Annotated in this window: 21 protein-coding genes; 16 read left to right on the forward strand and 5 right to left on the reverse strand. The window is 38.6% G+C overall.

Going from position 1 to position 21,267, the window contains the following annotated elements:
- Positions 1-53 precede the first annotated feature (53 nt).
- The gene (locus tag EL079_RS01885) at positions 54-224 is read right to left on the reverse strand and encodes a DUF3042 family protein (RefSeq protein ID WP_003024081.1); all 171 of its coding nucleotides are present in this window, start codon (positions 222-224) and stop codon (positions 54-56) included.
- A 77-nt stretch (positions 225-301) separates the two neighbouring features.
- On the opposite strand from EL079_RS01885, the gene miaA reads away from it, so the two are divergent.
- The 9 genes from miaA to recJ all read left to right on the forward strand — a co-directional run bounded on the left by miaA (position 302) and on the right by recJ (position 8,859).
- A complete protein-coding gene (miaA, locus tag EL079_RS01890; protein WP_003032920.1) occupies positions 302-1,186 on the forward strand; it encodes a tRNA (adenosine(37)-N6)-dimethylallyltransferase MiaA in 885 nt (294 codons plus the stop codon).
- On the forward strand, positions 1,179-2,417 hold the full coding sequence (gene hflX, locus EL079_RS01895; RefSeq protein ID WP_003032924.1) for a GTPase HflX: 1,239 nt from the start codon (positions 1,179-1,181) through the stop codon (positions 2,415-2,417). The genes miaA and hflX overlap by 8 nt, the downstream gene beginning before the upstream one ends.
- Complete coding sequence (locus EL079_RS01900; protein WP_018543524.1) at positions 2,410-3,039, forward strand: cystathionine beta-lyase; 630 nt, start codon at positions 2,410-2,412, stop codon at positions 3,037-3,039. The genes hflX and EL079_RS01900 overlap by 8 nt, the downstream gene beginning before the upstream one ends.
- 10 nt (positions 3,040-3,049) lie before the next feature.
- Positions 3,050-3,979 (forward strand): ribonuclease Z, encoded by a 930-nt coding sequence (gene rnz / locus EL079_RS01905; protein WP_003032525.1) that lies wholly within the window; start codon positions 3,050-3,052, stop codon positions 3,977-3,979.
- A 35-nt stretch (positions 3,980-4,014) separates the two neighbouring features.
- Positions 4,015-4,623 carry a histidine phosphatase family protein gene (locus EL079_RS01910; RefSeq protein ID WP_003032562.1) on the forward strand — a complete coding sequence of 203 codons (609 nt, stop codon included), beginning with the start codon at positions 4,015-4,017 and terminating at the stop codon, positions 4,621-4,623.
- A 9-nt stretch (positions 4,624-4,632) separates the two neighbouring features.
- Positions 4,633-5,388, forward strand: coding sequence for an SDR family NAD(P)-dependent oxidoreductase (locus tag EL079_RS01915; protein WP_003032504.1), 756 nt, complete (start codon positions 4,633-4,635; stop codon positions 5,386-5,388).
- A gap of 9 nt (positions 5,389-5,397) precedes the next feature.
- Positions 5,398-6,135 (forward strand): class I SAM-dependent methyltransferase, encoded by a 738-nt coding sequence (locus EL079_RS01920; RefSeq protein ID WP_003032493.1) that lies wholly within the window; start codon positions 5,398-5,400, stop codon positions 6,133-6,135.
- On the forward strand, positions 6,113-6,529 hold the full coding sequence (locus EL079_RS01925) for a GNAT family N-acetyltransferase (protein WP_003032540.1): 417 nt from the start codon (positions 6,113-6,115) through the stop codon (positions 6,527-6,529). The genes EL079_RS01920 and EL079_RS01925 overlap by 23 nt, the downstream gene beginning before the upstream one ends.
- Positions 6,530-6,624: 95 nt before the next feature.
- Positions 6,625-8,859: a single-stranded-DNA-specific exonuclease RecJ gene (recJ, locus tag EL079_RS01930; protein WP_003032528.1), complete on the forward strand. Its 2,235-nt coding sequence runs from the start codon at positions 6,625-6,627 to the stop codon at positions 8,857-8,859.
- Positions 8,860-8,994: 135 nt separating this feature from the next.
- Here recJ and EL079_RS01935 read toward each other — a convergent pair whose 3' ends face one another.
- From EL079_RS01935 to EL079_RS01945, 3 genes are read right to left on the reverse strand one after another with little or no spacing between them, the layout of a single operon-like run.
- On the reverse strand, positions 8,995-9,792 hold the full coding sequence (locus EL079_RS01935) for a hypothetical protein (RefSeq protein ID WP_003032492.1): 798 nt from the start codon (positions 9,790-9,792) through the stop codon (positions 8,995-8,997).
- Positions 9,793-9,809: 17 nt separating this feature from the next.
- Positions 9,810-10,505: an ABC transporter ATP-binding protein gene (locus EL079_RS01940; protein WP_003032516.1), complete on the reverse strand. Its 696-nt coding sequence runs from the start codon at positions 10,503-10,505 to the stop codon at positions 9,810-9,812.
- A gap of 3 nt (positions 10,506-10,508) precedes the next feature.
- Positions 10,509-10,874, reverse strand: coding sequence for a GntR family transcriptional regulator (locus EL079_RS01945; protein ID WP_003032491.1), 366 nt, complete (start codon positions 10,872-10,874; stop codon positions 10,509-10,511).
- Between the two features lie 155 nt (positions 10,875-11,029).
- On the opposite strand from EL079_RS01945, the gene EL079_RS01950 reads away from it, so the two are divergent.
- The 7 genes from EL079_RS01950 (at position 11,030) to EL079_RS01980 (ending at position 19,763) form a co-directional block, all read left to right on the forward strand.
- Complete coding sequence (locus tag EL079_RS01950) at positions 11,030-14,131, forward strand: DNA polymerase III subunit alpha (protein WP_003032519.1); 3,102 nt, start codon at positions 11,030-11,032, stop codon at positions 14,129-14,131.
- Between the two features lie 82 nt (positions 14,132-14,213).
- Positions 14,214-15,224, forward strand: a complete 1,011-nt coding sequence (gene pfkA / locus EL079_RS01955) for a 6-phosphofructokinase (protein ID WP_003032502.1) — start codon at positions 14,214-14,216, stop codon at positions 15,222-15,224.
- A gap of 59 nt (positions 15,225-15,283) precedes the next feature.
- Positions 15,284-16,786 (forward strand): pyruvate kinase, encoded by a 1,503-nt coding sequence (gene pyk / locus EL079_RS01960; RefSeq protein WP_003032509.1) that lies wholly within the window; start codon positions 15,284-15,286, stop codon positions 16,784-16,786.
- Between the two features lie 153 nt (positions 16,787-16,939).
- Entirely contained in the window at positions 16,940-17,497 is a 558-nt protein-coding gene (lepB, locus tag EL079_RS01965; RefSeq protein WP_003032497.1) for a signal peptidase I, read from the forward strand.
- Positions 17,498-17,639: 142 nt separating this feature from the next.
- Positions 17,640-18,281: an amino acid ABC transporter permease gene (locus tag EL079_RS01970; protein WP_003032494.1), complete on the forward strand. Its 642-nt coding sequence runs from the start codon at positions 17,640-17,642 to the stop codon at positions 18,279-18,281.
- Positions 18,282-18,290: 9 nt separating this feature from the next.
- On the forward strand, positions 18,291-18,920 hold the full coding sequence (locus EL079_RS01975; protein WP_003032573.1) for an amino acid ABC transporter ATP-binding protein: 630 nt from the start codon (positions 18,291-18,293) through the stop codon (positions 18,918-18,920).
- Between the two features lie 9 nt (positions 18,921-18,929).
- Complete coding sequence (locus EL079_RS01980; RefSeq protein WP_018543522.1) at positions 18,930-19,763, forward strand: amino acid ABC transporter substrate-binding protein; 834 nt, start codon at positions 18,930-18,932, stop codon at positions 19,761-19,763.
- Between the two features lie 260 nt (positions 19,764-20,023).
- Here EL079_RS01980 and EL079_RS01985 read toward each other — a convergent pair whose 3' ends face one another.
- Complete coding sequence (locus EL079_RS01985; protein WP_003032571.1) at positions 20,024-21,226, reverse strand: cation diffusion facilitator family transporter; 1,203 nt, start codon at positions 21,224-21,226, stop codon at positions 20,024-20,026.
- Positions 21,227-21,267: the final 41 nt, after the last annotated feature.

Here is a 21,267-nt window from a genome sequence, read left to right on the forward strand (position 1 = left end):
ATACTCATTTTTCTAGTGAGTTATCCATTGGAGTTTTTATAATATATAAGCTATTAGTGTGATACACGTTTGCGAGCTGCTTTTTTACGATTTTCTTCGATAAAAGCTGCCTTCTTTTCTTCAGGTTCAATCACTTTTTTCTTAAATGTATAAACTGCACCTGCAACAGCAGCAACAGTACCAGCAACCCCAGTAACAACCCCTTTAACAAATCCTTTAGCCATTAGATTTCTCCTTTTTTGAACTTTATTTATGTTATAATATATAGTAACGAAAAATTAAATTTTTTTCAAGGGAAAAGATGAAAACAAAGGTAATTGTGATTATAGGCCCTACAGCAGTAGGAAAGACAGCTCTTAGTGTAGAAATTGCAAAACGTTTTAATGGTGAGATTATTAGCGGTGATAGTCAGCAAGTCTATAAAAAACTGGATATAGGAACGGCTAAAATCACTCCAGAAGAGCAAGAGGGGATTCCTCATTATTTGATAGATGTGCGAGAAGTGAGTGAAGCTTATTCAGCTTTTGATTTTGTAAAGGAGGCAGAAACTGCTATTAAAACGATTGTAGCAAAAGGGAAAATACCTATCATTGTGGGAGGAACAGGACTTTATATTCAAAGTCTACTGGAAGGTTATCATTTGGGTGGTTCAGCTTCTCGTGAGGATATTTTAGCCTATCGATCAGAGTTAGATACTTTAACAGATGAGGAATTGTTTAGCACAATAGCAAAGCTAGGATTGACTATTCCCCAGATTAACCGTAGGAGAGCTATGCGAACATTAGAAATTGCTCATTTGGGGAAGGAGCTTGAAAACAAACAGTCTGATTATGATGCCCTGCTAATTTGTCTAGATGATGCCCGAGAAGTTCTCTATGAGCGTATCAATCAGCGAGTGGATCTAATGTTGAAGGCTGGGCTTTTAGAAGAGGCAAAGTGGCTTTATGATTATTATCCACATGTCCAAGCCAGCAAAGGAATTGGCTACAAGGAACTTTTCCCCTACTTTGCTGGAGAGTTGGCCTTGGAGGAAGCTATCAATAAACTCAAACAAAATACTCGTCGCTTTGCCAAACGACAGCTAACCTGGTTTAGAAATCGCATGAATGCTACTTTTTATCAGGTCTCAGATCCGAATGTCCAAAAACGGATCATGCAGGATATAGAGGAATTTTTGAATGATTGAAACAGAAAAACAGCAGGAACGAGTGATCCTCATCGGAGTAGAATTGCAGGGGGCGGCTAATTTTGCTATGTCTATGGAAGAATTAGCCAGTTTAGCCAAGACTGCTGGTGCTCAGGTGGTTTCCTCTTACACTCAGAAACGAGAGAAGTATGACAGCAAGACTTTTGTTGGTGCTGGAAAATTAGAAGAAATCAAGCGTATGGTAGAAGCAGATGAGATTTCCACCGTCATTGTCAATAATCGTCTGACACCTCGCCAGAATATCAATTTGGAAGAAATTCTAGGGGTTAAGGTTATTGATCGCATGCAATTAATTTTGGATATTTTTGCTATGCGGGCTAGAAGCCACGAAGGAAAACTTCAAGTTCACTTGGCTCAACTTAAATATCTTTTGCCTCGCTTGGTCGGACAGGGGATTATGCTTAGCCGTCAGGCTGGGGGAATTGGTTCCCGCGGTCCTGGTGAAAGTCAGTTGGAACTCAATCGTCGTAGTGTTCGCAATCAGATCCACGATATTGAGCGCCAACTCAAAATTGTAGAGAAAAGCCGCGCAACTGTACGGGAGAAACGTCTGGACTCCAGTGTTTTTAAAGTCGGTCTGATTGGCTACACCAATGCTGGAAAATCTACCATTATGAATGTCTTGACCAACAAGAGCCAATATGAGGCGGACGAACTCTTTGCTACTTTGGATGCGACAACCAAAAGTGTCAATCTGACAGGCAGGCTCAATGTGACCTTGACGGATACAGTCGGCTTTATTCAAGACTTACCGACCGAGCTAGTATCTAGCTTCAAATCTACTTTAGAAGAGAGCAAAAATGTGGACCTTTTGGTTCATGTGATTGACGCTAGCGACCCTAACCACGAAGAGCATGAAAAAACAGTCTTGGCTATTATGAAGGACTTGGATATGCTATATATTCCTCGCTTGACCCTCTATAATAAAGCAGACAAAGTAGAGAATTTTACTCCAACCTTAACTCCCTATGCCCTGATTTCGGCGAAAAATGAAAATAGCAGAGCAATTTTGCAGAATGCTCTGTTGAATAAGATGAGAGAACTCTTTGTCCCTTTTCGTATCAAGGTTAGTCCTAGCAAGGCTTATAAGTTACATGAATTAGAAAGTCTGGCAATCATTGATAAGAGAGAGTATCTGGAAGAAAGTGAAACAATTTCTGGCTATATAGCAGAAAAGAATAAATGGAGACTAGAAGAATTTTATGACTGATTATATCAAATTAGCACTTAAATATGGCGGTTTCACGAGCTTAGACCGTGTTTATCTAGGAAATGTTTTGGACAAGTTGTCCGATTTGCAAAAGTTGACCTTTATCACACCACCGCCAAGTGTTATAAATGCGTATTTTTCGGAACTCTATCAAAAAAAGAGTCCGGAAGCTGCAACGGATTATTTTTTAGAATTAAGTAAAGAATTGGCTCTTTTTAACGACCACCCTAACTTTGAAGAGGAAAAGCCTTTTATTCGCTTGAATCTTTCAGGTAGGTCTTATGGTTTCTGCTTTGAAAATGAAGTCGAAACTGGCTTGATTTTTCCGGAAACTCCAGAGGAAATTGAGCCCAATTTGCTTTTTGAAATTGCTCAGATTTTTCCTCACTATCTGGTTTATGAAGAGGAAAATGTCATTCGGATGATACCAGCAATTCCTGAAGAAGTAGTCCAAAAGCAGCCGCTCTCTGCTCTGACAGATCTTTATAAGCTAGCAGATGGTCGCCTGAAACTGGAAGGGTACAATCAGGAAGAGCTGATTCAGTTGGCTCAAGACTATGCTGGTCAGCTTTATTATCGTTCTAAGAATCGCTCTGCGATGATTTATATTAAGAAAAAATAGAAAGAAAAAGATGCAACTACAATTTTTAGGTACAGGAGCTGGTCAGCCTTCTAAGGCTCGGAATGTTTCTAGTCTGGTTTTGAAACTATTGGATGAAATCAATGAAATTTGGATGTTTGATTGTGGTGAAGGAACCCAGAATCGCATTTTAGAGACGACGATTCGTCCCAGAAAGATTAGAAAGATTTTTATCACTCATTTGCATGGGGATCATATTTTTGGTCTACCGGGTTTTTTATCCACTCGATCATTTCAAGCTAATGAAGAGCAAACAGATATTGAAATATATGGACCGGTCGGTATTAAAAGTTTTGTCATGACGAGTCTGCGAGTGTCGGGTTCGCGCCTGCCTTATCGGATTCATTTTCACGAATTTGACGAAAAACACTTAGGGAAAATTTTAGAAACCGATAAATTTACAGTTTATGCAGAGAAACTAGATCATAGCATTTTTTGTGTGGGTTACCGCATTATGCAGAAAGATTTGGAAGGTACGTTGGATGCTGAGAAATTGAAAGTCGCAGGTGTTCCTTTTGGCCCTCTCTTTGGTAAGGTAAAAAATGGGGAAGACGTAGTGCTAGAAGATGGGACGAAAATTATAGCAGCAGATTACATTTCAGCTCCGCGACCTGGCAAGATCATTACTATTTTGGGAGATACGCGTAAAACGCATGCCAGTGTGCGGCTTGCTGTTAATGCAGACGTCTTGGTACATGAGTCCACTTATGGCAAAGGAGATGAGAAAATCGCTCGCAATCACGGTCACTCTACCAATATGCAGGCAGCAGAAGTTGCTAGAGAAGCTGGTGCCAAGCGTCTCCTTCTCAATCATATTAGCGCACGCTTTCTATCAAAAGATATAGGTCAAATGCGCAGAGATGCCAGTTCCATTTTTAAAAACGTTCACTTGGTCAAGGATTTAGAAGAAGTAGAGCTATAAAATTTTAGCGAGAATCAGCTAGAGGAAAGAAATTCATGAACATATTATTTGTCAGACATGGGAAAGATTCTGATCAACACAGAGGTGGCTGGGGTCAGCTCGATTTGCTTCCTGAAGGGAAAAGAGAAGCAAAAACGTTAGCAGATTACTTAGTCCAACACAAAGAAGACTATCATTTTACGAAAATGATTACGAGTGATTTAAAAAGAGCTGAGACAACTGCAACAATTTTAGCAGAGACACTTCAATTGCCATTGGAGAAAGAAAGCAGCTTACGAGAAACGAATAATGGTGATTTAGCAGGAATGTTAAATAGTGAAGCTGATCAAAAATTTCCTCGTCTTTATTTTAGAAGTCTCGCGATGGACGAGCATTATCCAAATGGAGAAAGTCCGAGAGAATTTTATCAACGGATAAAAACTTGGTTTCAACGCTTCTTGCAGGAAAATGATGATTCAGATGAGACACAAATTGTAGTCACACATGGTGGAGTGATCAACATTATCTATCATTTAGTGAACCAAATAGAATGGACGAATAAAAGCAATCTATTCCACGTCAAACATTGCAGCATTAGTCTATTGAATACAAAAACGCTTGTTTTTGAGGTTGAAAACCAAACGGATTTTTTGAAAGAAAAATAAGGAGAACACATGCGAACAATCGTTATTACAGGGGCTAGTGGCGGTGTGGCTCAGGAAATGGTGAAGTTGTTGCCAAATGATCAGCTGATTTTAGTGGGACGCAGCCTAGAAAAATTAACAAAACTTTATTCAAATCATGCGCATTGTGAATTAGTTGAGTTAGATATTACAGATTACAAAGCTTTAGAAGTTTTTACTGAAGAAATTTACCAGAAGTATGCTCAGGTGGATGTTTTAGTCAACAATGCTGGTTACGGTATTTTTGAGGAATTTGACAAGATTAGCAACGAGGATATTCATGCCATGTTTGAAGTCAACACATTTGCTCTTATGAATCTGTCTCGTCTTTTCGGAGAGCAGATGAAGCAAGCGGGTCATGGGCATATTGTCAATCTTGTTAGCACAGCTGGGCTGATTGCCAGCGCCAAATCCAGTCTTTACTCAGCTACCAAGTTTGCTGGAATTGGTTTCTCCAACGCCCTGCGCTTAGAGCTCATGCCTTACAATGTCTATGTAACTACGGTTAATCCGGGGCCAATTAAGACGGCTTTCTTCGACAAAGCTGACCCTGACGGCAGTTATGTCAAAGCGGTTGATAAGTATATTTTAGAAGCGGATGTCGTCGCTAAGCAAATTGTGGACAATTTTGGAAAGAAGAAACGGGAGCTGACGATGCCTTTTGCCCTGAAAGCAGCCCACAAACTTTATACGCTTCTTCCAAATATTGGTGACAAACTAGCTAGTAAAATGTTTAATTATAAGTAGGAGAAATTTATGGATGTGACAGCTTACAAAGAATTTGTAAACCAACCTTGGGGCAAACTTTATTATGATATTCTCTTTGCTCAGCTAGCGCATATAAAAAATAAGGAAGTGCTGGATTTCGGTAGTGGTTTTGGCTTGGTAGCGGATTTTTTAGCACAACACAATCAGATAACAGCCATAGAGCCAAATGGCGAGATGATTGCAGAGCGAAAGCAGAATTTTCATTATCATCAACTACAAGGCAGTCTGGAAATGTTGAAGGAAATTCCAAGTGCTCGTTTTGACCTTATCATTTGCCACAATGTTCTGGAGTATGTGGATGAGCCAGCTCTTTACCTAGCTGAATTTAGCAGAGTGCTAAAAGAAGGCGGACAGATTTCTCTCATCAAGCACAATGAAGTGGGGCGGATTATGCAGACGGTTGTGTTTGCAAATGATACAAATTTAGCATTGGATTTATTATCAGGTAAGTCCTATCAATCGCATACAATGGGACAAGTGACCTATTATGAAATAGCAGACGTATTACAAAAAGCTGACACTGAACTGACTGTTCAGGACTATCAAGGAATCCGAATTTTCTATGGTCTGCAAGACAATGCAGTGAAGACTGCTAATGACTGGCGGGAAAAGATGCTGGAGGTAGAGCTTGTAGTTTGCCAACAGTCTCCTTATCGGGACATTGCGGCTTTTCAGCACATTTGGCTGCAAAAAGGAGACAAGAATGATTCGTTACTTTGCAAATAGACAAATTGCAATTGAAGACTTGCTTCCGCTTTACCAATCTGTTAGCTGGACTAACTATACAGAACGAGCAGATATGTTAGAGCAAGCATTTCAGCATTTACTGTTTACTGTATCAGCCTATGATGGGGAACAGTTAGTTGGTCTCCTTCAAGCAGTCGGAGACGGATTTTCTAGTGTTTTCATTCAGGACTTGTTAGTTTTTCTGTCTTATCAGCGCCAAGGTATCGGTCGAGAATTGGTTCGACAAACGCTGGAGACATTTGCAGATGTTTATCAGATTCAGCTAGTAACAGAGCAGTCAGACAAAAATTTAGCCTTTTATCGCTCTTTAGGATTTCGGGAACTGTCGGATTTGAATTGCACGGGTTTGATTTATAGAGGTAAAAGCTATTAGATAAATGCTTGTGTATAAAATTGGAGGTTTGGGCTAGTGAAAGCTAGTCTTTTCGTGTTATAATAGACTTTATATTGCAACAGAAAGATAAAAGCATGATTACATCAAAATATGATTGGCAGATTGCCACAAATTTTTCAGATGAGAGCTTTATTAAAAAAGCTAAAAAACTTGGCTTGGAGACTTCGGTAGCTAATCTGGTCTACCAGAGAGGAATCCAGACAGAAGAAACACTGCGAGATTTTCTAGATCCTAGTTTGGACCAGCTGCATGATCCTTATGAACTGCATGATATGGATAAGGCAGTGACGCGCATTCGTCAAGCGATTGAAAATTATGAGCAGATCTTGATTTATGGCGATTATGATGCGGATGGCATGACTTCGGCTTCTATTGTTAAAGAAGCACTAGAACAACTTGGAGCAGAGTGTCAGGTCTATTTGCCCAATCGATTTACAGACGGTTATGGTCCTAACGCGAGTGTTTACAAGTATTTTATTGAAAATCAGGGAATTTCACTCATCATTACAGTGGATAATGGTGTTGCAGGACATGAAGCAATCGAACTAGCTCAGTCTATGGGAGTGGATGTCATTGTGACGGATCACCATTCTATGCCAGAGGTACTTCCTGATGCTTATGCAATTATTCACCCAGAACATCCAGAAGCAAGCTACCCATTCAAATATTTAGCTGGTTGCGGTGTAACTTTTAAGTTAGCAACTGCTCTTTTAGAGGAAGTACAAGTAGAGTTGCTAGATTTAGTCGCTATTGGAACTATAGCAGATATGGTCAGCCTAACAGATGAAAATCGCATTCTGGTCAAATATGGGCTAAGTGTCCTCAAAAACACTCAACGAATCGGCTTGCAGGAGCTTTTTAAGATTGCAGGTATTCAGGAAAATGAAGTGGATGAAGAAACAGTTGGTTTTCAGATAGCCCCTAGACTCAATGCTCTAGGTCGACTTGATGATCCAAATCCTGCTATTGAACTTCTGACGGGCTTTGATGAGGAAGAAGCGCGTGATATTGCCCTGATGATTAACCAGAAAAATGAAGAGCGCAAAGAAATTGTTCAGAAGATCTATGATGAAGCCAAGACCATGGTTAATCTCAATAAACCTGTTCAGGTTCTAGCTGGTGAAGGTTGGAATCCAGGTGTTTTGGGAATTGTGGCAGGGCGGCTTTTGGAAGAATTGCACCAGCCGGTCATTGTCTTGAATATTGAAAATGATTTAGCAAAAGGCAGCGCCCGCAGCATTGAAGCAGTTGATATTTTTGAAGCGTTAGACCCTCATCGAGATTTATTTGTGGCTTTTGGTGGGCATGCAGGGGCAGCTGGGATGACTCTAGAGGCCAGCAAGTTAGAAGCACTCAGTCAGGTTTTGGTAGCATATATTGAAGATAATCAAGTGGATTTGTCCACTAAGAATGAGCTCTTTTTGGATGAGGAATTATCCTTGCCAGATTTGACACTAGAGACCCTCAAAAACTTTGAAAAGTTAGCTCCTTTTGGCATGGACAATAAAAAGCCTGTTTTTTATTTGAAAGATTTTAAGGTTGAAAATGCCCGTACCATGGGGGCGGGAAATACTCACCTTAAGCTGAAAATTTCCCAGGCTAACGTAGCTTTTGAAGTCGTAGCTTTTGGTCTAGGTAATCTTGCAACAGAATTTTCCCAAACTAAAAACTTAGAGCTGGCGGTTACTCTGTCGGTCAATAAATGGAGCGGTCAAACTAGTCTCCAGCTTATGCTGGTAGATGCTAGGGTCAATGGGATTCAGCTCTTTAATATCCGAGGTAAAAATGCTCCTTTGCCTGAAAATGTGCCCGTCCTGCGTTTTTCAGAAGAAATGCCTAATTTGGAAAAGAGCAGAGCAGTTGTGGTGTATGACTTGCCTGAACGCCTAAATCAGCTCAAAGTAATCATTCAGCAAGGACATTTTGAAGCAATTTACTTTAAAAATGAGATTGCTCAGCCCTATTATCTGACAGGTTTCGGAACGAGAGACCAGTTTGCAAAACTCTATAAAACAATTTATCAATTTCCAGAGTTTGACATTCGTTATAAGCTCAAAGAACTAGCTGCTTATCTCAAGATTGACCCAATTCTACTCATCAAGATGATTCAGATATTTGAAGAGCTGGACTTTGTGACAATTCAAGATGGAGTGATGCAAGTAAACAAAAAAGCAGAAAAAAAGGCTATTGAAAACAGCCATATTTATCAAGAACTGAAGAAAACAGTCAAGGAGCAGGAGCTTATGGCTCTAGGAACGGTGCAGGAAATTTATGATTATCTGATAGAAAAAGATGAATTTTCAAACTAAATTTTAGATGAACTATTTATTTGTCTCGCACCGAAGGCCGCGAGACGGACTGAAAGTCACATAATAAAAAAGTCATGAGTAAGATGAATCTCATGACTTTATTGTTTATCTAAGTATTGCTACAGCTTGTGTTATCTACTGCAAATTCACTTTATTTTTGAGGATGTAATACGTTCCGGCATAGTAGATAAGTCCCAAAAGAAGAGAGGTTATGACTCCGCTCAAACTACCTAAAGAAGTTGAAAGTGATGGGAAGGCTGAAACGTATAGATTAGCAGCGATAATCAGAGCAAATTGAATTCCAAAATAAGCTAGAAAGGCTATAGCGGCGCGGTGGTCTTGGAAAAGTTGACCAATAGAGATAGAAAGATAAATCAATAGGATATTTGGAATAAGGGCTACAAGATAGTATCCAAATGATTTCAATAGTTCACTAGCAATTTCCCAAAAGTGCTTGCCGAATAATTGTAGAACTGTTCCCATTTCAAATTGTGTATGAGAAGCTACCCCTACGATAAGAACAATGATTCCAAAGCTAAGAAACAATGCAAGTGTGCTAAGAATCGTCCATATAACAGCACCGAGTAATTTTGAGAGGATAATTTGATGTTCGTTAACTGGTAAAGTGAGCGTTAGATATCCTTCTCTTTCATAAACACTATTTTTAAAGCGACGAATAATCAGAAAGAGTGTTGAAATGGCAAGTGCTACAAGGAGACCTGAGAAAATCAGCATTGTAAAACCGAAGAAAGTACTTGTCATACTCCCTGCTTCATTAGTAGAAGACTGCAAACGGTCGAAAAAGTTCCTTCCATTTGCCAACTGTCCAAGCCAAAGCCCGATACTAACGGATAAAAATAGCACGATTCCGTATAAACCTAAATACCACTTGTTCACATTTTTAAATTCGTATTTTAATAAATTCCAAAACATAGTCAATCTCCTTTGTTCTAAGCCTTAAATTCTTGGCGGAAGAGCTGGTCAATAGATTCACCAGACTCATGGCGAATATCATCTACATTCCCTTGTCGAACAATCTTGCCATTATCAATAAAGATAATTTCATCTAGGATTGGTTCAATATCTGAAATCAAATGTGTTGAAATGAGAACAGAAGCGCTAGGTGAGTAATTGTTGATAATCGTCTTTAGAATGTAGTCCCGCGCTGCTGGGTCAACCCCTCCAATAGGTTCATCCAGAACATACAGTTTGGCTTGGCGGCTCATGACTAAAATCAACTGAACTTTTTCTTTATTTCCTTTGGATAATTTTTTGAATGCCAGATTTTCGTCAATATGAAGATCTTGCAAGAGTGCCTGTGCACGCTCTATCTCAAAGTCTGCATAGAAGGCTTGAAAGTATTGCAAAGCATCTTTGACTTTCATATTTTCATTCAGGTAAGTCGTATCTGGCAAATAAGATACGATTTTCTTGGTTTCTGAAGACGGTTGAAGCCCATTGATGAGGATTTTTCCGTCATTTGGCTGAAGCAAACCGTTGATAAGTTTAATCATTGTTGTTTTTCCAGAGCCGTTTGGACCAAGTAAGCCGATAATTTTTCCAGCTTCAATTTCAAAATTGATGTGCTCTAAAGCAGGTGTGCTGCCATATGATTTTGAAACGTTTTCAAATGCAAGTAATACCATTTCCTAAACTCCTTTTATATAATCTGCAATGATAGTTGGTAATTCGTCTTTGTGATAACCGAAGCGAGTCATATTTTCTACAAATTTTCTTACTTCCTCCTCAGAAAGTTTTTGTCTTGCTTGTAAAATCAAGTCGCGGTTATCTGTGACGAAACGTCCTGATGTTCGTTGAGAATAGACAAACCCTTTCTTTTCCAAGTCAGATAAAGCACGCTGGATTGTATTTGGATTGACCCCCGCTTCAGCAGCCAATTCTCTAACAGCAGGTAGCTTTTCGCCAGCATGCAGTTGATTGGAGATGATTTGTAGTTTTATCCTGTCCATGATTTGCAAATAAATGGGAAGATTATTATCAAAAGTCCAACTCATAATTTCTCCTTTCTTCTGTATCTTTGTTCTAATTAAATAATACAATATTTTTTAAAAAATAGCAAGCCTTTAGAAAAAACTTCTATTATTTTTTCTTTAGCAAGCAAGCCAGAAATTTAGTATAATAGAAAAAAGAAAGATCAAAGGAGGATGCCGTGGTTGCTCAATTAGATACCAAAACTGTTTATACATTTATGGATAGTTTGATTTCTATAAAAAAATATGTAGAAACAGCTAAAAATTTAGGCTATCAAACTCTAGGGATAATGGATATTGATAATCTCTATGGGGCTTATCATTTCATGGAAACGGCGACCGAGCAAGGGATTCAGCCGCTTTTAGGCGTGGAAATGACCTTGGATTATACTGGACTTCCTCTTAATCTTCGCTTTCTAGCTCTTGACAGTCAAGGTTATCGCAATTTAATGAAACTTTCTACTTTAAAGATGATAGGAAAAAGCAAGTGGGAAGAATTTCAGCACTTATTGGAAGGGATAGCGATTATTGTGCCTGTGTTTGAGGGCATTGAAGCCTTAGATTTGGGACGAGAGTTTTATATTGGCGTATTTCCTGACACTCCTAAGCAGGCGTTTTCTCATGCAACCTTACCTTTGCAGACAGTTCGCTATTTTGATGCAGGCGATTTAGAAACCTTGCAAATGCTATGTGCCATTCGTGAAAATAGTAGCTTGCGGGAAGTTGGAAATTTGCCAAATCACGAGTATCTCTTATCACCTGAGCAATTCACACAATCCTTTCAAGAAAATTATCCAGAAAGTCTGGATAATTTAAAGCGGCTAGTTGCAGGCATTCATTACGAAATCAATACAGAGTTGAAATTACCACGTTTTAATCCAGAACGACCAGCAGCAGAAGAATTACAAGAACGAGCAGAAGCAGGGCTAGAGAAAAAAAGGTTAAATAGTCTGGTTTATAAAGAGCGATTGCAGCAAGAGCTGTCTGTCATCCACCAAATGGGTTTTGACGACTACTTTTTGATTGTCTGGGATTTATTGCGTTTTGGTCGTAGTCAGGGCTATTATATGGGTATGGGGCGTGGGTCTGCAGTTGGAAGTCTGGTTGCCTATGCGCTAGAGATTACAGGGATTGATCCTGTTGAGAAAAATCTTCTTTTTGAGCGTTTTTTAAATGTAGAACGTTATACTATGCCCGATATTGATATTGACATTCCTGATGTCTATCGTCCAGAATTTATTCGCTATGTCCGCGATCGTTATGGAACCATGCATGCAGCTCAAATCGTGACCTATTCGACTTTTGGAGCTAAGCAAGCGATTCGTGATGTTTTTAAACGTTATGGTGTTCCAGAGTATGAATTGACCAATATTACCCGTAAAATTAGTTTTCGAGATAATCTGACATCTGCTTATGAAAAGAATATGTCCTTCCGCCAGATTATCAACAGTAAGCTGGAATATCAAAAAGCTTTTGAAATTACGAAAAAAATTGAAGGGAACCCTCGTCAAACCTCTATCCATGCAGCGGGTGTGGTGATGAGTGACAATGATTTGACAGATCACATTCCACTTAAATACGGGGAAGATATGTATATCACGCAATATGATGCACATGGGGTTGAAAGTAACGGTCTGCTCAAGATGGATTTCCTTGGCTTGCGCAATCTGACTTTTGTTCAACGAATGAAAGAAGCAGCTTTGGAGAAATACGGTGTCGCTATTGATATTTCAAAGATTAACTTAGAAGATACAGCAACCTTACAGCTCTTTGCTGCTGGTAGAACCAAAGGGATTTTTCAATTTGAGCAAGCAGGTGCCATTAACCTTTTGAAACGGGTGCAGCCTGCTCAATTTGAAGAAGTGGTTGCAACAACTTCACTCAATCGTCCAGGAGCTAGTGACTATATAGATAATTTTGTCAGAAGAAAGCATGGACAAGAAAAAGTAGAAATGCTGGACCCAAGTTTGGAAGACATCTTGGCGCCAACTTACGGTATTATGCTCTATCAAGAGCAAGTAATGCAAGTGGCGCAACGGTTTGGGGGCTTTTCACTCGGAAAAGCTGACATTTTACGTCGTGCTATGGGTAAGAAAAATGTTGCCGAAATGCACAAAATGGAAGCAGAATTTGTCACAGGAGCTCTCGAACTTGGGCATTCTGAGGTTAAAGCAAAAGAAGTATTTGCAGTTATGGAAAAGTTTGCAGGTTATGGCTTCAACCGTAGTCACGCTTATGCCTATTCTGCACTTGCTTTTCAGTTGGCTTATTTCAAGGTGCATTATCCTGATATTTTCTTTGATATTATGCTGAATTATTCAAGCAGTGATTACATCACAGATGCGCTAGAATTCGACTTTCAAGTTGCTTCTTTAAATATCAATAACATTCCTTATAGAGATAAGTTTCAAGATAAGCAGATTTATTTAGGACTGAAAAATATCAAAGGTTTGCCACGAGATTTTGCTTATTGGATTATTGAAAACCGCCCATTTACAAATGTGGAAGATTTTATTATGAAGTTGCCAACGCAATATCATAAGATTCAGTTGATAACCCCTTTGGTACAAGTCGGTTTGTTTGATGTATTTGAAAAGAATCGCCAAAAAATCCTACAAAATCTTCCGAACTTATTTGTCTTTGCAGATGAGCTGGGCAGTCTTTTTGCAGATACAAATTATAGCTGGACAGAAGCAGAGGATTATACAGAAGCAGAAAAATTTGAGTTAGAAAAAGAAATTATCGGTGTCGGTTTGAGCGAGCATCCCTTGGTAAAACTTGCAAAATCTGCTACTCAAGCCTTTACCCCTATTCAAGACTTGGTTGAAAACAATCATGCAACGATTTTAGTAGAGATTTTGTCCATTCGTGTTATCCGTACCAAAACGGGTGAAAATATGGCCTTCTTACAAGTGAGTGATGCTAAAAGAAAAATGGAGGTAACAGTCTTTCCAGATGCTTTTAAACAGTTCAGCAAAGGTTTGCATGAAAAAGGCTTTTATTATCTGAATGGTCGGGTTCAAAAACGCGAGGAGCGTTTGCAGCTGATTTTAAATGATTTGCAGGAAGCTGTTACAGAACGTTTTTGGATACAAGTAGAAGATCATAAAAGCGATGCAGCAATATCCGCTATTTTACGACAATTTCGAGGAGATATCCCGGTTGTTCTTCGATATGAAAAAGAAAGAAAAACAGTAGCAATTACTCAATATCGTGTTCAAAAATCAGAGAAATTACAAGAAGAATTGAAAAAAATAACCATGAAAACGATTTATCAATAAAAAGTTAGGAAAAAAGAGGAATTTTGATTTTGATTGTGGTATAATCAAGGGTGAATGTAAAAAGAAAAAGGAGCGCAAACGAATGAAACGTATTGCTGTTTTGACTAGTGGTGGTGATGCCCCTGGTATGAACGCTGCTATCCGTGCAGTTGTTCGTAAAGCAATTTCAGAAGGAATGGAAGTTTACGGTATCTATGACGGCTATGCCGGTATGGTTGCTGGTGAAATTTATCCGCTTGATGCTGCATCAGTTGGAGATATTATTTCACGTGGTGGTACTTTCCTTCACTCAGCTCGTTATCCAGAATTTGCCCAATTAGAAGGACAATTAAAAGGGATTGAGCAACTTAAAAAACATGGTATTGAAGGAGTCGTAGTTATCGGTGGTGATGGTTCTTACCATGGTGCTATGCGTTTGACAGAACATGGTTTCCCAGCTGTCGGACTTCCTGGCACGATTGACAATGATATTGTTGGTACAGACTTCACAATCGGCTTTGATACTGCTGTAACAACTGCAATGGACGCCATTGATAAGATTCGTGACACATCATCTAGTCACCGTCGTACTTTTGTTGTTGAAGTCATGGGACGCAATGCTGGAGACATTGCTCTCTGGGCTGGTATTGCTACAGGAGCTGATGAAATCATCGTTCCCGAAGAAGACTTTAAGATTGAGGATATCGTCGCTAGCATTAAACGTGGCTATGAAGAAGGAAAGAAGCATAACATTATCGTTCTGGCAGAGGGTGTTATGTCGGCCGATGAATTTGGTAAGAAGTTGAAAGAAGCTGGTGATGTGAGCGATCTTCGTGTGACGGAACTTGGACATATTCAACGTGGTGGCTCACCAACTGCACGTGACCGTGTTCTTGCTTCACGTATGGGTGCTCATGCCGTTAGCCTTCTTAAAAAAGGTATTGGTGGTGTTGCGGTTGGTATTCGAAACGAACAAATGGTTGAAAATCCAATTCTCGGTACAGCAGAAGAAGGTGCTTTGTTTAGTTTAACAGAAGACGGTAAGATTATTGTTAATAATCCACACAAAGCTGATCTTGATCTCGCTAAATTAAACCGTAGTATTTCAATGTAATTTTAATTTGTTATTCTGGTCATAAAGACCATTTAAATAAAAAGGAGTTTTCATATATCATGAATAAACGTGTAAAAATCGTTGCAACTTTAGGTCCTGCGGTAGAAATCCGTGGTGGTAAAAGATTCGGTGAAGACGGATATTGGGGTGAAAAGCTTGACGTTGAAGCATCAGCGCAAAATATCGCTAAATTGATCGAAGCTGGAGCTAATACTTTCCGTTTCAACTTCTCACATGGTGACCACGCAGAGCAAGGTGACCGTATGGCTACTGTTCATCGTGCTGAAGAAATTGCTGGTCAAAAAGTTGGTTATCTTCTTGATACCAAAGGTCCTGAAATCCGTACAGAATTATTTGAAGGCGATGCTAAAGAATATTCTTACAAAACAGGTGAAAAAATCCGTGTTGCAACTAAACAAGGTATCAAATCAACTCGTGAAGTTATCGCATTGAATGTTGCTGGTGCACTTGATATCTATGACGATGTTGAAGTTGGAAAACAAGTTCTTGTTGATGACGGTAAACTTGGTCTTCGCGTTATTGCAAAAGATCCTGTTACACGTGAATTTGAAGTAGAAGTTGAAAACGACGGTATTATCGCTAAACAAAAAGGTGTTAATATTCCAAATACAAAAATTCCTTTCCCAGCACTTGCTGAACGTGACAATGACGATATTCGTTTTGGTCTTGAACAAGGAATCAACTTTATCGCTATTTCATTCGTACGTACTGCAAAAGACGTCAACGAAGTTCGTGCAATCTGTGAAGAAACTGGTAATGGACATGTGAAATTGTTCGCTAAAATCGAAAACCAACAAGGTATCGAAAACTTGGATGAAATCCTTGAAGTAGCGGACGGTATCATGATTGCTCGTGGTGATATGGGTATTGAAGTACCATTTGAAATGGTTCCAGTTTACCAAAAAATGATTATCACAAAAGTCAATGCAGCTGGTAAAATTGCGATCACAGCAACAAACATGCTTGAAACAATGACTGAAAAACCACGTGCGACTCGTTCAGAAGTATCAGACGTATTTAACGCTGTTATTGACGGAACAGATGCAACAATGCTTTCAGGTGAATCTGCAAATGGTAAATACCCACTTGAATCTGTAACAACAATGGCTACAATTGATAAAAACGCTCAAACTCTATTGAACGAGTATGGACGCTTGTCATCAGTTGATTACGCACGTAGTTCTAAGACAGAAGTTGTGGCTTCAGCTGTTAAAGATGCTACAAACTCAATGGACATCAAATTGGTTGTAACAATGACTGAATCAGGAAATACAGCTCGTTTGATTTCTAAATATCGTCCAGATGCTGACATCTTGGCAATTACATTTGATGAATTGACACAACGTTCATTGATGTTGAACTGGGGTGTTATTCCAGTAGTAACTGAAAAACCTGCATCTACTGATGATATGTTTGAAGTTGCTGAAAAAGTTGCTCTTGAAAGTGGTCTTGTAGAATCTGGCGACAATATTGTGATTGTAGCTGGTGTTCCGGTCGGAACTGGTGGAACAAATACGATGCGTATCCGTACAGTCCGTTAATCTATTTCATTCAGAAAACTAGCCTATCAATCCAACGATTATCTGATTGATAGGCTTTTTAGTTGTAAATGGGAGCAGAGATAAGAGTTGACTTTCCTACCTTTGTTTATTTTCTGAAAACATGATATAATGAGTAGAAGAAGAGGAGAGACTATGGTTAAAAGAGATTTAATTAGGAATGTTATTTTTTTATCTATTGTTGTGATAATCATTGCTTGTTTGCGAATTTTTATTTTTACACCATACAGGATTACTGCAAAAGATGCGAATCATTTTTTGCAAGATAAAGATGTTGTTATTGCCAATAAAAATGAAGCAATCAAAAGAGATGATTTTGTCTTGTACGAGGTGAAGAGAAAAGAGCATGTCGGACGTGTCATTGGTCTAGAAAATGACTCCGTTGTTTATATGGATGATGTTCTTTACTTAAATAATAAAATCAAGTCAGAAGATTATTTAACGAAGGCTAAGGAAGAGTACTTAGCAAAAGCTACTAGTACGGGTTATTTCACTCATGATTTCACCATTCGGACATTAACTAAATCGAATGCAAATAAAATTCCAGCGCAGTCGTATCTGATTCTGAATGATAATCGACAAGATATGGAAGATAGTCGGAAGTTCGGCTTGATTACAGAGAAACAAATTAAAGGAGTCATCTCATTTAGAGTACTCCCGCTTAATCAATTTGGATTTATTAAAACAAAGTAGTTCAACTATTTTGTTTTTTTATTCTTTGGAAAATGAAGTTTTTGCGATATTTAGTAAAAATTCATGGATATATTTTCAAAAAGATGTTGAATATATAAAAATTTTTGATATAATGATAAATATTTATTTAGGAGGTGTACGCATGAACTATATTTTTGAAGTTTTGCCAAGCTTATTAAATAGCGCATTGGTGACTTTGCAAGTATTTGTTTTAGTCTTAGTTTTATCCATACCACTTGGAATTGTGATTTCCTTTTTAATGCAAATCCACTTTAAGCTGCTTCATTGGCTTATAAATATTTATATTTGGATTATGCGCGGTACACCTCTCTTGTTACAACTAATTTTTATTTATTATGTGTTGCCAAGTATTGGTGTACGTTTGGATCGGCTTCCAGCAGCTATCATAGCATTCACGCTAAATTATGCTGCTTATTTCGCCGAAATTTTCCGTGGTGGGATTTTATCTATTCCAGCAGGACAATATGAGGCGGCTAAGGTTTTGAAGTTTACACCATTTCAAACGATACGGTTTATTATTTTACCGCAAGTTGTCAAAGTGGTGCTTCCGAGTGTCTTTAATGAAGTGATGACGTTGGTAAAAGATACATCCCTTGTTTATGCGCTTGGTGTTTCCGATTTAATCTTGGCTAGTCGGACTGCAGCCAATCGTGATGCGAGTTTAGCACCGATGTTTATAGCAGGGGCTATTTACCTTGTCTTGATTGGTCTTGTGACGATTGTATCGAAGCAAGTTGAAAAGAGATATAGTTACTATAAGTAGGAGGCGCTTATGTTAGAATTAAAGAATATTAGCAAACGTTTTGGCGAAAAGCAAATTATTTCCGACTTGAATTTAAAGGTGCCAGAAAAGCAAATCCTTGCCATTGTAGGACCGTCTGGCGGCGGGAAAACGACATTATTGCGGATGTTAGCTGGCTTGGAAACAATTGATTCGGGTGACATTATTTACAATGGCGAAGAGCTTCCCTTGGATGAACTTGAAAAACGTAATTTATTGGGATTTGTGTTTCAAGATTTTCAGCTATTTCCACATTTAACGGTTCTGGAGAATTTAACTTTATCACCCATTAAAACAAAAAATTTTACAAAAGAGGACGCAGAAAAGAAAGCAATTAGCTTGTTGACCCGATTGGGACTAGCAGAATATGCAAAAGCGTATCCTTATTCTTTATCAGGTGGTCAAAAACAGCGTGTAGCATTAGCTCGTGCGATGATGATTGACCCAGAAATTATCGGTTATGATGAGCCAACTTCCGCATTGGATCCGGAATTGCGTCTTGAAGTTGAAAAGTTGATTCTTCAGAATCGTGAGCTAGGAATGATGCAAATTGTGGTGACCCATGATTTGCAGTTTGCAGAAAATATTGCAGATACGATTCTCAAAGTGCAGCCTAAGTAGGAGGAAAATATGAAGATAAAACGTTATGTTCTTATGCTCTGTGGTTTGATTCTTTTTTTGCTCCTTACAGCTTGTAGCAATGTTAGCAACCCTAAAGTAGATAATTGGTCAAAATACCAACAAAAAAAGAGCATTACTATTGGTTTTGACAATACATTTGTTCCTATGGGATTTGAACAAAAAAATGGTCAATATGTTGGTTTTGATATTGACTTGGCAAATGCTGTTTTTAAAGAATATGGGATAAAAGTGAATTGGCAGCCGATTGATTGGGATATGAAAGAAACGGAGCTCACAAATGGAACGATTGATCTTATCTGGAATGGGTATTCGGCAACCAATGAGCGGCGGAAGAAAGTACAGTTCACCATTCCTTATATGAAAAATGAGCAGGTATTAGTTGCTAAAAAGTCATCTAATATTGCAAAAACAGCTGACATGAAGGATAAAATTCTTGGCGCTCAGACAGGTTCTTCGGGTTACGATGAGTTTGAGGCTCATCCGGAGCTTTTGAAGAATCTGGTTAAAAATCATAAAGCTGCTCAATATCAAAGTTTTACAGAGGCGTTGATTGATTTGCAAAATAGCCGGATTGATGGATTGTTGATTGACCGAGTTTATGCTAATTATTATTTAAAAGAAGAGGGGATTTTGCCGGATTATTATGTTTTCCCAGCCGGATTTGATAGCGAATCATTTGCGGTTGGTGCTAGAAAAACGGATAAGCAGCTCGTTGAAAACATAAACCAAGCATTCAAAAAATTATATCAAACAGGTCAATTTCAAAAAATAGCAAATAAATGGTTTGGTGAGGATATTGCGACAGATGAAGTCAAAAAATGAGAGAACATCTGATTGTTGCATCAGCCCCCACAGAAGAAGTAAAGACAAAACCCAAAGTTTTCACTAGGAGTGTCATCTTAGTGAGGGCTTTGGGTTTGATGATTTATTGATTGTGAGAAATGAGGACCAAATTAGTTTGCTTTACTGATAAATTCCTAAAAATTATAGGCTGAGAATATTTTTATCTCAGCCTTGTTTTTTATAGCAAAACTCCTTGTTAGCCTTGTGGGAGTGAGATAGGAAAGTCAATTTCTATGGGATTACGACTGTTGTTCACTCTCGTTTTTTCGTGTTTCTTGGTGGAAAATATTTTGCCACGTTTCGTGACGACGCCAAAGGCTGGTATGAATAATCCCGTCTTCTTCGTAACAAATTAATTTGGTTTTTTGGCTGATAGAAGTTAATTGAAAATTTTTGATAGGAGATTGTTTTCCTTTTTCGATTTGAAATTCCTCTTTGTTCATTTGGTAGCCATCCTGAGAAATGTAAACAAATTCAGGCGCTAGTAAATCCTCTAATTGGCTTCCCTGCTCAACCAATTGCTCTCTCATAAAGAGCTTTCGATAAACATTGTCCAATATTTCATCTTCGGGGATAGGAGCAGGCTCAATGTGGATGTCAATATCAAAGACACCAAAGCGCTCTTTGAGCATATTTTCAACCTGATCGGCAATTTCGTGGCTTTCATAGACAGACAAGTCGGGATTCATTTCTAAAATGAGGTCAAGGTAGATGTTGCTACCGTAAGTCCGCCCTCTTTGAGATTTAACACGGGAAATTTTGGGAATTTCTAAAATGGCTTCTTTGTATTCTTTTAAAAGATTTTCATCAAAACCGTCTGATAAACTAAAAGAAGATTCCATGAAAATTTCGTAAGCTGTTTTAAGAATGAAAAATGTAATAATGATGGCAACCAGTTTATCCACAATCGGGAAATTTAAAGCGCTTGCGATGATTGCAATGGTTGTGCCAAGCGAAGTAATAGCATCAGATAAATTGTCTTTGGCAGCTGCGTCGAGTGCTTTAGACTGTGCTTTTTTTGCTAAAACTTTATTGTAAAAATACACTCCTGTCATGACTAAGGCGGAAATAATCCCGACGATGGCGCCTAAGGGATCGATAGTCGTTTCTTGGCGAGAAATAATTTTTTGAACGGTATCAATCAAAACATCAAATCCGACAAAAAACATGATAAGAGAAGTGATAAGGCTGGCTAAATCTTCAATTTTCCAGTGACCAAATTTGTGATCCGTGTCAGCCGGTTTGCGTGCCATACGAAGCCCTATCAAAACGGCAATATTAGCCACAATATCTGAAACATTGTTAAAACCGTCGGCTGTCAAACTAGAGGACTGTAAGACAGATCCGGCAATGATTTTAGCAATGGATAAAACGATATAGGCTAGAATGGCTAAGATAGCACCGCGCTCTGCGAGTTTAAGATTCTTTGCTGGATTATTCATGCGTTTTCCTTTCAGAATGTTTATTATAACGCTTTTTTATT

This window comes from Streptococcus anginosus, from assembly GCF_900636475.1.
GTDB classification, from domain to species: domain Bacteria; phylum Bacillota; class Bacilli; order Lactobacillales; family Streptococcaceae; genus Streptococcus; species Streptococcus anginosus.

What these genes read in the sequence shown, in the direction of transcription:
- EL079_RS01945 (WP_003032491.1), bottom strand. Translation starts at nt 10,874, where the DNA reads ATGAGTTGGACTTTTGATAATAATCTTCCCATTTATTTGCAAATCATG.
- EL079_RS01915 (WP_003032504.1), top strand. Translation starts at nt 4,633, where the DNA reads ATGCGAACAATCGTTATTACAGGGGCTAGTGGCGGTGTGGCTCAGGAA.
- EL079_RS01940 (WP_003032516.1), bottom strand. Translation starts at nt 10,505, where the DNA reads ATGGTATTACTTGCATTTGAAAACGTTTCAAAATCATATGGCAGCACA.
- EL079_RS01920 (WP_003032493.1), top strand. Translation starts at nt 5,398, where the DNA reads ATGGATGTGACAGCTTACAAAGAATTTGTAAACCAACCTTGGGGCAAA.
- hflX (WP_003032924.1), top strand. Translation starts at nt 1,179, where the DNA reads ATGATTGAAACAGAAAAACAGCAGGAACGAGTGATCCTCATCGGAGTA.
- EL079_RS01975 (WP_003032573.1), top strand. Translation starts at nt 18,291, where the DNA reads ATGTTAGAATTAAAGAATATTAGCAAACGTTTTGGCGAAAAGCAAATT.
- pyk (WP_003032509.1), top strand. Translation starts at nt 15,284, where the DNA reads ATGAATAAACGTGTAAAAATCGTTGCAACTTTAGGTCCTGCGGTAGAA.
- EL079_RS01925 (WP_003032540.1), top strand. Translation starts at nt 6,113, where the DNA reads ATGATTCGTTACTTTGCAAATAGACAAATTGCAATTGAAGACTTGCTT.
- EL079_RS01910 (WP_003032562.1), top strand. Translation starts at nt 4,015, where the DNA reads ATGAACATATTATTTGTCAGACATGGGAAAGATTCTGATCAACACAGA.
- pfkA (WP_003032502.1), top strand. Translation starts at nt 14,214, where the DNA reads ATGAAACGTATTGCTGTTTTGACTAGTGGTGGTGATGCCCCTGGTATG.
- EL079_RS01980 (WP_018543522.1), top strand. Translation starts at nt 18,930, where the DNA reads ATGAAGATAAAACGTTATGTTCTTATGCTCTGTGGTTTGATTCTTTTT.
- recJ (WP_003032528.1), top strand. Translation starts at nt 6,625, where the DNA reads ATGATTACATCAAAATATGATTGGCAGATTGCCACAAATTTTTCAGAT.
- lepB (WP_003032497.1), top strand. Translation starts at nt 16,940, where the DNA reads ATGGTTAAAAGAGATTTAATTAGGAATGTTATTTTTTTATCTATTGTT.
- EL079_RS01900 (WP_018543524.1), top strand. Translation starts at nt 2,410, where the DNA reads ATGACTGATTATATCAAATTAGCACTTAAATATGGCGGTTTCACGAGC.
- EL079_RS01935 (WP_003032492.1), bottom strand. Translation starts at nt 9,792, where the DNA reads ATGTTTTGGAATTTATTAAAATACGAATTTAAAAATGTGAACAAGTGG.
- EL079_RS01970 (WP_003032494.1), top strand. Translation starts at nt 17,640, where the DNA reads ATGAACTATATTTTTGAAGTTTTGCCAAGCTTATTAAATAGCGCATTG.
- miaA (WP_003032920.1), top strand. Translation starts at nt 302, where the DNA reads ATGAAAACAAAGGTAATTGTGATTATAGGCCCTACAGCAGTAGGAAAG.
- EL079_RS01985 (WP_003032571.1), bottom strand. Translation starts at nt 21,226, where the DNA reads ATGAATAATCCAGCAAAGAATCTTAAACTCGCAGAGCGCGGTGCTATC.
- rnz (WP_003032525.1), top strand. Translation starts at nt 3,050, where the DNA reads ATGCAACTACAATTTTTAGGTACAGGAGCTGGTCAGCCTTCTAAGGCT.
- EL079_RS01885 (WP_003024081.1), bottom strand. Translation starts at nt 224, where the DNA reads ATGGCTAAAGGATTTGTTAAAGGGGTTGTTACTGGGGTTGCTGGTACT.